The sequence below is a fragment of the Rahnella sp. GSA61A genome (assembly GCF_019969905.1).
Classification (GTDB): domain Bacteria; phylum Pseudomonadota; class Gammaproteobacteria; order Enterobacterales; family Enterobacteriaceae; genus Rahnella; species Rahnella aceris.
On the sequence record NZ_JAHXYO010000013.1, the window covers coordinates 16998 to 29045 of the forward strand.

Sequence of the window (12048 nt, forward strand, 5' to 3'; positions counted from 1 at the left end):
GCTGATGCTTACCATGCAAAGCATGTGGGCACAGCGCGTTAAGTGGATGTACTGCCTGACAGCTATCTTGTAATGAGAGACATCAATCAGACAGTGATTGAAATGCTGGGCAATGGGTAATACAGCACGCAAGGCGTTTCTGTATGGCGCTATTTTTGTTAACAAAAGCGGTGCAATATGCAAGTTGTAATCATGCGTCACGGTGATGCAGTTCTCGAAGCTGCAAGCGATTCAGTTCGCCCCTTAAGCGAATGCGGATGTGACGAATCAGTACATATGGCTGCCTGGCTGAATGGCCGTGGCGTCAAAATTGACCGCGTTCTGGTCAGTCCGTACCTGCGTGCGCAGCAGACGCTTGAAAAAGTGCGCCAGTGTCTGGCGCTGCCTGAAAACGTTGAGATTGATATTCTGAAAGAACTGACACCGGGCGGAGATCCTGCTGTGGTCGCCAGTGAACTGCAGCATCTGGCGCTGACCGGCGTCAGCGCGGTACTGGTGGTATCTCACCTGCCGCTGGTCGGTTATCTGGTGGCAGAGCTGTGTCCGGGTGTTTGCCCCCCGATGTTCGCCACTTCCGCGATGGCAAGTGTTGAACTGAACGGTGAAACCGGGCAGGGGACTTTCGACTGGCAGTTCAGCCCATGCCAGGTGATGGCTAAGGTTTAGTTTTCCGGGACGGAAAACTAAACAAAGAAAGGCACAGCTTCTGCTGTGCCTTTCTCGTTTCTGGATATCGGTGTTGAGTTCGCGGTCAGCTGATTTTGTCGTCCAGCTCCACCAGCACCAGCAAAGCGGCGTTGCCGCCGAACTCTTTTGGGGCCTGATGGAAGGCTTCGACATCAGGATGCTGTGCCAGCCACAGCGGAGTTTGCTGCTTGAGAATATGTTTGCCGTGACCGTGCATTACGCAGGCGCAATGCACATGCTCGCGGCGGCAGGCGGCGATCAGCGCGCCCAGTTCCTGCTTAGCTTCTTTCTGTGTTAAACCATGTAAATCCAGAAACAGTTCGGGCGAATAATCCCCGCGGCGCAATTTTTTCAATTCGAAATGACTGACGTCAGGCCGGATATGGCGAACCGGGCCTTCTTCCTGCAACATCGGCTGGAATTCATCGGAAAAATAATAACTCGCGTCCACCTGTTCCTGAATCAGCTTTTTAGGCGACAGTTCTGATACCTTTTTCCGTAGCGGGCGGTGAGTAATCGTATCGTTTTTCAGGCGCTTGATGCCCGGAACAGCCTCGCGGAATAACGCCGCTTCCTCGGGGCTGAGCAGGTGTTTTTTCTTCATTTTTTTATCGTCATTTTCGTTCAATACAGACAGTGTACCTTCCGTCCCCCTGCGGTTTAAAGAAAACTCAGGGTTAAATTCTTCGAGACATCGCGCAAGTGCGTTGACTAGCTGCTGATTTGTGGCAGGCTTCGTGGCAAACTATGCGGCAAATAATGGGTTAAACGTCTGTTAAAAACCCGTGCACTGCCTGGAGAATAAAATTGGACAAAATTTTCGTCGACGAAGCTGTCAGTGAACTGCATACCATTCAGGATATGCTGCGCTGGACCGTCAGCCGCCTGAACGCGGCCAATGTCTATTACGGTCACGGCACCGATAATCCGTGGGACGAAGCAGTGCAACTGGTCTTGCCAAGCGTGTTTTTGCCGCTGGACATTCCTGAAGATATGCACACCGCGCGCCTGACATCCAGTGAGCGCCACCGCATTGTTGAACGAGTCATCCGCCGCGTTAATGAGCGTGTTCCGGTTGCCTATCTGACTAACAAAGCCTGGTTCTGTGACATGGAATTCTATGTCGATGAACGCGTACTGGTGCCCCGTTCGCCAATTGGTGAGCTGATCAGCAACCGTTTTTCCGGCATTCTTAGCGAACAGCCCCAACACATTCTGGATATGTGTACCGGCAGCGGCTGCATTGCCATTGCCTGCGCTTACGCGTTCCCTGAAACCGAAGTCGATGCCGTCGACATTTCTGCCGACGCGCTGGCCGTGGCGGAGCGCAATATCGACACGCACGGTATCGAGAACTGGGTCACGCCAATCCGCTCTGACCTGTTCCGCGAATTGCCGCCGCTGCAATACGACCTGATTGTCACCAATCCGCCGTATGTGGACGAAGAAGACATGTCAGATTTGCCGCAGGAATACCGCCACGAGCCGGTTCTGGGTCTGGCTTCCGGCAGCGACGGTCTGAAACTGACCCGCCGCATTCTGGCCTGCGCGCCGGATTACCTGACCGATAACGGCGTACTGATTTGCGAAGTGGGCAACAGCATGGTGCATCTGATGGAACAGTATCCTCAGATCCCGTTCACCTGGCTGGAATTTGAAAACGGCGGCGACGGTGTCTTTATGCTGACTAAACAGCAGCTCGTCGATTGTGCCGAAGAGTTCCGCGCATACCGCGACTGATATACCCGTCATCGCTGACAATCATGACCGGAGTTGTGCCGGTCATTCAGAAAACAATCAACATAATGGTTAAGGAGCCGTGATGGCAGGGAACAGTATTGGGCAGTTTTTCCGCGTCACTACTTTTGGCGAATCCCACGGTGTGGCACTGGGCTGTATTATTGACGGCGTGCCGCCGGGTATTTCGCTGACCGAAGCAGACCTGCAACACGATCTCGACCGTCGTCGTCCGGGCACCTCGCGTTACACCACGCAGCGCCGCGAAGCCGACGAAGTGAAAATTCTTTCGGGCGTGTTTGAAGGCGTGACCACCGGCACCAGCATCGGTCTGATTATCCAGAATACCGATCAGCGTTCGCAGGATTACAGCGCGATCAAAGACGTGTTCCGTCCGGGACATGCCGATTACACCTACGAGCAAAAATACGGCGTGCGCGATTACCGTGGCGGCGGTCGTTCGTCTGCCCGTGAAACCGCGATGCGCGTGGCCGCAGGTGCGGTTGCCAAGAAATATCTGCTGGAAAAATTCGGTGTTAAAGTGCGCGGATATATGTCGCAAATGGGCGATATCACCTGCGAACTGAAAGACTGGGATCTGGTGGAAACCAACCCGTTCTTCTGCCCGGATGAAAGCAAGCTGGAAGCGCTGGATGAACTGATGCGCGCGCTGAAAAAAGAAGGCGATTCGATTGGTGCCAAAATCACCGTCGTGGCGGATCACGTGCCGGTCGGTCTTGGTGAACCGGTGTTTGACCGTCTGGATGCCGATCTGGCGCACGCGCTGATGAGCATTAATGCGGTGAAAGGCGTTGAAATTGGTGACGGTTTTGCGGTTGTCGCAAAACGCGGCAGCGAAAATCGTGACGAAATCACGCCGAAGGGTTTCGAAAGCAACCACGCTGGCGGCATTCTTGGCGGGATCAGCAGCGGCCAGCCGGTCGTAGCGCATCTGGCGCTGAAACCGACTTCCAGCATTACCGTTCCCGGCCGTACGATTAACCGCGAAGGCGAGCAGGTCGAGATGATTACCAAAGGTCGCCATGACCCGTGTGTCGGTATCCGCGCTGTGCCGATTGCCGAAGCAATGATGGCGATTGTGCTGATGGATCATTTACTGCGTCAGCGTGCTCAGAACGGCGACGTCCACTCCACAGTGCCACGCTGGTAATTTATCTGATGAATCCTTTACGCACGCTACCTGCGTTTCGTGCTGTTTGCGTCAGTTTTCTGGCGCTTGCACTTTGCGCACCTGCCATAGCCGTAACGCCGTGGCAGAAAATCACCCAGCCCATTTCCGGCACGCCGCAAGCGATTGGCAGTTATGCCAATGGTTGTCAGGTTGGCGCACAGCCGCTGCCGCTGAACTCTCCGGCCTATCAGGTAATGCGTACCGATCAGCGTCGCTATTTCGGCCAGCCGGATTTACTGGCGTTCATCACCCGTCTGGGCACACAGGCTCAGCAAAAAGGGCTGGGCACCATGCTGGTCGGGGATATGGCGATGCCGGCTGGCGGGCGCTTTAGCAGTGGTCACGCCAGTCATCAGTCCGGGCTGGATGTGGACATCTGGCTGCAACTGCCGCGTCAGCGCTGGAGCGAACAGATGTTGCTCAAGCCGCAGCCTATCGATCTGGTCAGCGCCAACGGTAAATCCATTGTGCCAGCTCAGTGGCAGCCACGGATCGAAACGCTGATAAAAATGGCAGCGCAAGATAAAGACGTGGTACGGATCTTCGTCAATCCGGCCATCAAACAACAGCTTTGTCTGGATGCCGGAACGGATCGTGAATGGCTGCATAAGGTGCGTCCGTGGTTTGGTCATCGCGCGCACATGCACGTTCGTCTGCGTTGTCCGGTCGGTAACCTCGAATGTGAAAATCAGGCACCGCCGCCTCCGGGTGATGGCTGTGGCGCTGAGCTGCAAAGCTGGTTCCTGCCACCCAAGCCGGGCAGCGGAATCCCTGTGAAAAAAGAGCCGCCTCCGTTGCCGCCTTCGTGTCAGGCGCTGCTGGATAAACACGTTCTTTAATACGTTTTACTCACCCTTCGCCACGCATAGCGAGCTGACAGAAAAATGGACTGGTTGATTGTTGCCCCGTGGGTTTTGGTTGTTTTATTTTTCGTTGCACTGTTTGCCGGTTTCATTGATTCCATTGCAGGTGGCGGCGGGCTGATCAGCCTGCCAGCGCTGCTGGCGGCAGGTGTGTCACCGGCGCAGGCCATTGCCACCAATAAGCTGTCATCGATCGGCGGATCTTTCTCTGCCAGTCTTTACTTTGTGCGGCGTGGCGTGGTGGATCTCAACGATCAGAAGCTGAACATTGCCTGTACCTTTACCGGTTCGGTGATCGGCGCGATCCTTATCCAGCATCTGCGCGCCGACATATTGCGTCAGGTTTTACCGCTGCTGATCATCTGCATCGGTTTGTATTTTTTACTGACGCCACGGCTGGGTGAAAGTGACCGGGCAAGGCGCTTAAATGCTCTGCCGTATGCACTGGTAGGCGGCGGTTGCGTGGGTTTCTACGACGGCTTTTTCGGCCCCGGCGCAGGGTCTTTCTACGCACTGGCTTTTGTGACGTTATGCGGGTTTAATCTGGCAAAAGCCACGGCACATGCGAAAGTCCTGAATTTCACCTCAAACCTGGGCGGGCTGATCTTCTTTATACTGGGCGGCAAAGTGATCTGGGTGCTGGGATTTGTCATGGCCGCCGGACAGTTTATCGGCGCACGACTGGGCGCACGTATGGTGCTCAGTAAGGGGCAGAAGATGATCCGCCCGATGGTGGTTATCGTTTCCGTGGTGATGAGCTGCAAGCTGATTTACGACAATCATGGTGCCGAAATTCATCAGTGGTTAAGCCTGCATTTATAATGTCCGGAGCAGCAGAATGCTTGCCCAAAGTCATGAAAACACGCGTTTAAACAGGGGTATATTGTCGCCCCTGATCTTACTTTAACGAGTTTCACTGCAATTATGTCTTATTCGACTGCAACACATAACTATCATCAACTGATCGACATTTTTGATTCCTGCTTCTTTGAGGAATTCAACGTTCGCTTAGTGAAAGGCGACGACGAACCGATCTATCTGCCTGCTGATGAACAAGAACCGTTTAACCGTATTGTGTTCGCACACGGTTATTACGCCAGCGGCATGCATGAAATTTCCCACTGGTGCGTGGCCGGGGCCGAACGCCGTAAACGGGTTGATTTCGGCTACTGGTATTGCCCGGATGGCCGCGATGCGCAAACACAAAGTGAATTCGAGAAAGTGGAAGTCAAACCACAATCTTACGAATGGTTGTTCTGTGCGGCGGCAGGTTTCCGTTTCAACGTTAGCTGTGACAATCTCAGCGGCGATTGCGAGCCGGACCGCGTGGGTTTCCAGAACAAAGTACGCGAAGAAGTGCTGCGTATGCTGGAGCAGGGTATCCCTGAAAGACCGGCGCGCTTTATTAAAGCGTTACAATCGTTTTACAATACGGCCCCGTTGACGCCTGCAGATTTCCCTGCATTGCAGCCGATCGAATAAGAACTGAACACGAGAGGAAGAGTAATGATCGCAGAATTTGAAACGCGAATTTTAACGCTAATCGACGATATGGTCGAAAGCGCCAGCGACGATGAGTTATTTGCCAGTGGCTATCTGCGAGGCCACCTGACCGTCGCGGTGGCGGAAGCGGAAGAGAACGGTGAACACACCGCCGAAGCGTTGAAACTCCGTGTTCAGGACGGTCTGGACAAGGCCATCAAAGCCGGTGAACTGTCGCCGCGCGATCAGCTTCTGGTGCAGGGGATGTGGGAAAATCTGTATCAGGCATCTCTCCCTCAGTAATCTCTTTTCAGTAAAAAAAAGCGCAGCGACGGATTAACCGGCTGCGCTTTTTTATTGCCTGAAAAGTGGCGGGTTAATGCGATTCGACCGGGCGGCCTTTCAGCAGTTTTCTGACCCACATCCGGTTCGGATTCAGTGCCGCCAGCGTGTCACTGTCGAGCGGCAGCGGTTCACCGGCAATCTGCGCCGCCAGAATTTCCGCACCCAGCGGCGCTGAACTCAGACCGCGTGAGCCGAGCGCGCCAAACAGAAACAGATTTTCATACACCGGCGCTTCTGCAACCGGGCGATGACGCTGAATATCCAGATCCAGTTTTTTATAGCTTTCCAGCAATGCGTCGTAATCTGACACCGAGCCGATCATCGGCAGATGATCCCGTGTCGCGCAACGTACGCCGTTTCGCGCTTCGCCTTCACTCACATCCACGTCATGCGGCCATTGCTGATCCGGCAAACAGTTGAGTAAACGCTGGCGGTTTTCCTGCTGATCCTCCTCAAGGTAATCCGTGCATTTGTCGGCGCGGTGATAGCTTGCGCCAATACAATGATGCTGATTCTGCGGGCTGACCGGCGTCATATAGCCGTCGTAACACAGTACCTGTTTAAGCTTGCTCAGCGCCGGTGTGGTCGGAATATGCGAAACCTGACCGCTGACCGCGTAAACCGGCAGTTTTTCGGTCTGGCTGAAATCTGTAATGTCCGCACCGTTCGCCAGGACTACCGCCTGATGACGGGCAACATGGCCATCGGCAAAGGTCAGCGCCCACTGCGAATCTGCGTCAAAATTTAATGCGGTCGCGCGCTGGCGATAATGCACCGTTAAGCCCTGCGTTTCGGCCAGCGCAATCAGCGAAGCCGTCAGTTCTGCCGGACACAGCCACGCGCCGAGCGGATACGTCACGCCGCCGCTGCCGCATGGCAATCCGCACAACGCTTCCACATCTTCTTCACTCAGCCCTTTCGCCAGTGCTTCCGGCCAGCCGCCTGTGAGAATGCCGTCAATTTTGCCCTGACTTTTTTCGTCATAACCCAGTTGCGTGACGCCACTCCAGCCGTGATCGAAAGGCACATCCCGCTTTTCAAGCTGTGCATACTGGCGGCGGGCGAAGGTGAAGGCATGGGCAAAGAAGTTTTCCAGCGTGTCGCCGCGGCCATTGAGCAACGGATAAACCGCGCCCTGGCGGTTACCTGAAGCGCCGAGCGCCGGTTTTTCATCGGCGCAATACAGCGTGACCGCAAAGCCACGGCGAAGTAACGCCAGCGACAATACGGCGCTGGCGACGCCGCCGCCGAGAAGGGCGAATTCAGTGGCATTTTTCGCCGCCGGGCGCACATACCACGGTGCGGGATGAGGTACATCAATTTTTGCCGGCAGCACACCGGCTAACATATGCCGCTTTTCGCCGAATCCCGGCACCTTGCTGATGTCAAAACCTGCGTCCTGCAATCCGCGGCGGACAAAACCGGCCACGGTGAAAGTGGCGAATGTACCCTGCGGGCGGGTCATTTTCGCCATAGAACGGAATAACGCCTCCGTCCACATGTCCGGGTTTTTGGAAGGTGCAAATCCGTCGAGAAACCAGGCGTCGACCTGCTGATTCATACTGGTGTCACATGCCGGAAGCAGGGTAGTCACATCGCCGAACCACAGATCAAGCGTGATGCGCCCGTCCGCCAGCAGCAGCCGGTGACAGCCGGAAAAGGGCATCGGCCATTGTTCGCAAAGCTGTGCGGAATACGCAGCGAGTTCGGGCCACTGCGTGTGCGCAGTCGCGAGATCACGGGCAGACAGCGGGAATTTTTCGTAGCTGATGAAATGCAGGCGTTGCAGCACAGCGTCGGGGTGCGCCTCGCGGAACGCATCGAAGGCTTGCCACAGCGACAGAAAGTTCAGTCCGGTGCCAAAACCGGTCTCGGCGATGATGCACAACTGGCGGGGGTGAGCGGCAAAACGCGCCGGAAAATGATTGCCATTGAGAAAAACATGACGCGTTTCCAGCAGGCCGTTCTGATTGGAAAAATAGACGTCATCAAAATGTCGGGAAACAGGTGTACCCTGTTCGTTCCAGCTTAATTCAGCGGGTGTGATCGGGTTATGGCTCACGTGAAACTCTCTCAGTTCAAGGCGATGCCGGAGTTTAACGCTGCGTTTGCACCCGCGCAAATTTACCACGATTTACACAAGGAATTGCTGATCGGACTTGTTCGGCGTACAACTGTACGCTAGAGTGCGTGACGAAATCCCAAATGGTGAATAGTACAAGAGGTATTAAATGAAACGTGCAGTGATTACTGGCCTGGGTATCATCTCGAGCATCGGTAACAACAAGCAGGAAGTTCTTGCATCTCTGCAGGAAGGTCGCTCTGGGATCACCTTCTCGCAAGAGCTGAAAGATGCCGGGATGCGTAGTCACGTCTGGGGTGATGTCAAATTAGACACCGCAGGCCTCATCGATCGTAAGATTGTGCGTTTCATGAGTGATGCCTCGATCTACGCTTACCTTTCCATGCAACAGGCGATTGAAGACTCTGGTCTGACCCCTGAAATGGTTTCCAACGAACGTACCGGCCTGATTGCAGGTTCCGGCGGCGGTTCTCCGCGCAATCAGGTTGCGGGCTCCGACGGTATGCGTGCCAAAGGCCTGCGCGGCGTTGGCCCTTACATGGTGACCAAAGCGATGGCTTCCGGCGTGTCAGCCTGCCTTGCGACCCCATTCAAAATTCGTGGTGTTAACTATTCCATCAGTTCTGCCTGCGCCACCTCTGCACACTGCATCGGTAACGCGGTAGAAATGATTCAGCTGGGCAAACAGGACGTGGTGTTTGCCGGTGGCGGTGAAGAGCTGTGCTGGGAAATGGCGTGCGAATTCGACGCGATGGGCGCACTGTCCACCAGCTACAACGAAACACCGGACAAAGCTTCCCGTACCTACGACAAAGCGCGTGACGGTTTCGTTATCGCAGGCGGCGGCGGTATGGTTGTTGTCGAAGAGCTGGAACACGCTCTGGCACGTGGCGCACACATTTACGCAGAAATCGTTGGCTACGGCGCAACGTCTGACGGTGCAGATATGGTGGCTCCATCTGGTGAAGGCGCAGTGCGTTGCATGAAAATGGCAATGAACGGCGTGGATACCCCAATCGACTACGTGAACGTGCACGGGACTTCTACCCCTGTCGGCGACGTGAAAGAACTGGGCGCTATCCGTGAAGTGTTCGGCGATAAAACCCCGGCACTGTCTTCTACCAAAGCCATGACCGGTCACTCGCTGGGTGCCGCAGGCGTTCAGGAAGCGATCTATACCTTGCTGATGGCTGAATACGGCTTCATCGCGCCAAGCATCAACATCGAGAATCTCGATGAGCAGGCCGAAGGCATGGACATCATCACTAAACCCACTCAGCGCGAGCTGACGACTGTGATGTCCAACAGCTTCGGCTTCGGTGGCACCAATGCCACGCTGGTCATGCGTAAGCTGAAAAACGACAAATAATCTGTCGCTAAGTTAGTCAATAAAAGCCTGCTTCCGAGCGGGCTTTTTTACATCCATCATCCTTCGGGCCGCCTCTGCGTTGGCTTCGTTCATTCACCTCAGTCACTTACTTTTGTAAGCTCCTGAGGATTCATTCTCTCGCCGCCTTGATGCAACTCGAATGATTTTGGATATGTTTATCAACAATTCAGGTACAATTTCGCCGCTTCTTATTTTCACCTTGTTGACATAATGCTCTCACTCAGACACATCCATCATCGACATCTGCATGTTCCGGCCTGGCTCGGGATAGTGGCGATCCTGATGTTGTTTATTGCGCCGGTGATTTCTAAATCGCTGGTGGCTGAGGGTGCGCAGCATATGATGATGTCCGGCATGGTGATGTCCGATATGGACATGGATATGCCGGATGCAGATATGGCTGACATGAATATGTCAGGTCATCACGCATCATCGATGGAACATTGTCAGAAGCAAGCCTGTAAATCAGCGCCGCAGGATGCGGTGAAAGCTATGCTTTCCGGTGAAATGAGCGATGCTGCCTGCGGTTATTGCGTGCTGCTGGTGCATTTACCGATGCTCGATTTACAGGCCATGCCGATGCTGTGGTCGCTGGATTTTTCCAGCCGTGCCCCTCCGCGCGCTGTTATACAACGTCTTATCCCTTCGCTGTTTTTCACGGATTCCCAACCCCGCGCACCGCCTGTTTTTCTGTAACTGCCTCTGAATCAATTTTTTCAAGTTAACTGCGATTGTTATCGCTGTTGACGGCGTGCTATTTGAAATTCAGGAAATCAGATTTATGAATCAACCTGCAAACCTGCCTGCCAGCGCGGGAAAAAAAATGCCTGCACAAGCGGCCTTTCTGGCGTTGCTGCGCCGTGTGCATTTTTACATTGGCCTGTTCGTCGGACCGTTTATTTTTGTCGCTGCACTCACCGGTACGTTGTATGTGCTGACCCCTCAGTTCGAAAATTATCTCTATTCTGATGCGCTCTTCACCTCCTCACACGGTGAACCGCAGCCGCTTTCCCGACAGATTGATGCGGCGCTAAACGTAACCGGTCAGGATAAACAGATTTATGCGGTCAGACCGGCACCTTCTGCCGGTGAGACCACCCGGGTCATGTTTTCTGATCCGCAACTGGGCGCCTCCAAAAGCCGGGCGATTTTCATCGATCCGGTGACGCTGGCGGTGAAAGGGGACATGACGGTGTACGGCACCAGCGGCATTTTGCCGTTCCGCACCTGGCTGGATGATTTACATCGCGGCTTACTACTCGGTGATGCGGGGCGTATTTACAGCGAACTTGCCGCCTCCTGGTTGTGGGTAGCGGCATTGGGCGGCGTCGTGCTCTGGTTCACTGGCCGCCGTCAACCCCGCCAGTTGCGTAAGGTCAGCGGGAAAGCGGAAAAACAGCAGCACAGCCGCCGCTGGCACAGCACGCTCGGCCTGTGTTTACTGGCTGGCTTACTGTTCTTCTCCGCCACCGGCCTGACGTGGTCGCAATGGGCGGGTGACAATATCGGTGTGCTGCGCGCGTATATGGGCTGGATGACGCCTGCCGTGAAAACCAGTCTGGATCCGCAGGCGGCCGCCGCACCTGCGGATGAACATGCGGAACATCATGCGCAGATGGCAGACATGCCTGATATGCCGGGTATGGATATGTCTGCGCATAAAATGCCTGCTGTGCCGCAAGCCGTCGCTGTTTCTGCACAGACTTTTGATGCAGTGGTACAGGCGGCGCGTGAGTCTGGCATTGCGGCGAACAAGATTGAAATCCGTCCGACGTATAGTGCGGAGAAAGCCTGGACGGTGACGGAAGTTGATCGCCGCTGGCCGACGCAGGTGGATGCGGTGTCCGTCGATCCCCGTTCCATGCAGATTGTCGATTACGTGCGTTTTGCTGATTTCCCGTTGCTCGCCAAACTCACCCGCTGGGGCGTGGATGCACATATGGGGATTCTGTTCGGCGTCTGGAATCAGGCCATCCTGGTGATTTTTGGTGTCGGACTTTGCGTGATGATTGCCTGGGGATATCGCCTGTGGTGGCTGCGCAGAACTGTCAGCAATGACGGTAGTCATCCGGTTGTTACTCTGCTACAAACCTGGACGTCGGTGCCGTTCAGCCTGCAATGCCCGATTTTGGTGATCACGCTCGGTCTGGCAATTTCATTGCCAGTAATGGGCGCGAGTTTACTTATTTTTATGCTGATCGATGTTATCCGCTGGCAGCGGCGAAATTCTTCGGGTAACGTCAGCGCATTCTGATCAGAGAAGAAAAAA

General features: G+C 54.6%; 12 protein-coding genes. 10 read left to right on the top strand and 2 right to left on the bottom strand.

Annotated elements, in window-relative coordinates:
* The first annotated feature begins 177 nt into the window (after positions 1–177).
* Positions 178–666, top strand: coding sequence for a phosphohistidine phosphatase SixA (gene sixA, locus LC431_RS16595; RefSeq protein ID WP_013574536.1), 489 nt, complete (start codon positions 178–180; stop codon positions 664–666).
* 85 nt (positions 667–751) lie between these two features.
* Here the strand turns inward: sixA and smrB are convergent, their stop codons facing one another.
* A complete protein-coding gene (smrB, locus tag LC431_RS16600; RefSeq protein WP_013574537.1) occupies positions 752–1291 on the bottom strand; it encodes an endonuclease SmrB in 540 nt (179 codons plus the stop codon).
* 203 nt (positions 1292–1494) lie between these two features.
* Between smrB and prmB the strand changes: the two genes are divergently transcribed.
* The 6 genes from prmB to LC431_RS16630 all read left to right on the top strand — a co-directional run bounded on the left by prmB (position 1495) and on the right by LC431_RS16630 (position 6264).
* A complete protein-coding gene (gene prmB, locus LC431_RS16605; protein WP_013574538.1) occupies positions 1495–2427 on the top strand; it encodes a 50S ribosomal protein L3 N(5)-glutamine methyltransferase in 933 nt (310 codons plus the stop codon).
* An 82-nt stretch (positions 2428–2509) separates the two neighbouring features.
* Complete coding sequence (gene aroC / locus LC431_RS16610) at positions 2510–3595, top strand: chorismate synthase (protein WP_013574539.1); 1086 nt, start codon at positions 2510–2512, stop codon at positions 3593–3595.
* An 8-nt stretch (positions 3596–3603) separates the two neighbouring features.
* Positions 3604–4455 (top strand): penicillin-insensitive murein endopeptidase, encoded by an 852-nt coding sequence (mepA, locus tag LC431_RS16615; RefSeq protein ID WP_013574540.1) that lies wholly within the window; start codon positions 3604–3606, stop codon positions 4453–4455.
* Positions 4456–4500: 45 nt separating this feature from the next.
* Complete coding sequence (locus LC431_RS16620; protein ID WP_013574541.1) at positions 4501–5301, top strand: sulfite exporter TauE/SafE family protein; 801 nt, start codon at positions 4501–4503, stop codon at positions 5299–5301.
* A 102-nt stretch (positions 5302–5403) separates the two neighbouring features.
* On the top strand, positions 5404–5961 hold the full coding sequence (locus LC431_RS16625; RefSeq protein WP_223510103.1) for an elongation factor P hydroxylase: 558 nt from the start codon (positions 5404–5406) through the stop codon (positions 5959–5961).
* Positions 5962–5985: 24 nt separating this feature from the next.
* Positions 5986–6264 (top strand): YfcL family protein, encoded by a 279-nt coding sequence (locus LC431_RS16630; protein ID WP_013574543.1) that lies wholly within the window; start codon positions 5986–5988, stop codon positions 6262–6264.
* A 73-nt stretch (positions 6265–6337) separates the two neighbouring features.
* On the opposite strand, the gene mnmC is transcribed toward LC431_RS16630, so the two are convergent.
* On the bottom strand, positions 6338–8368 hold the full coding sequence (mnmC, locus tag LC431_RS16635; protein WP_223510104.1) for a bifunctional tRNA (5-methylaminomethyl-2-thiouridine)(34)-methyltransferase MnmD/FAD-dependent 5-carboxymethylaminomethyl-2-thiouridine(34) oxidoreductase MnmC: 2031 nt from the start codon (positions 8366–8368) through the stop codon (positions 6338–6340).
* Positions 8369–8537: 169 nt separating this feature from the next.
* Between mnmC and fabB the strand changes: the two genes are divergently transcribed.
* The 3 genes from fabB (at position 8538) to LC431_RS16650 (ending at position 12033) form a co-directional block, all read left to right on the top strand.
* Positions 8538–9758 (top strand): beta-ketoacyl-ACP synthase I, encoded by a 1221-nt coding sequence (fabB, locus tag LC431_RS16640; RefSeq protein ID WP_013574545.1) that lies wholly within the window; start codon positions 8538–8540, stop codon positions 9756–9758.
* A 231-nt stretch (positions 9759–9989) separates the two neighbouring features.
* Positions 9990–10475 carry a DUF2946 domain-containing protein gene (locus tag LC431_RS16645; protein ID WP_112151220.1) on the top strand — a complete coding sequence of 162 codons (486 nt, stop codon included), beginning with the start codon at positions 9990–9992 and terminating at the stop codon, positions 10473–10475.
* Positions 10476–10560: 85 nt separating this feature from the next.
* Positions 10561–12033 carry a PepSY domain-containing protein gene (locus LC431_RS16650; protein ID WP_223510105.1) on the top strand — a complete coding sequence of 491 codons (1473 nt, stop codon included), beginning with the start codon at positions 10561–10563 and terminating at the stop codon, positions 12031–12033.
* The last annotated feature ends 15 nt before the right edge of the window (positions 12034–12048 follow it).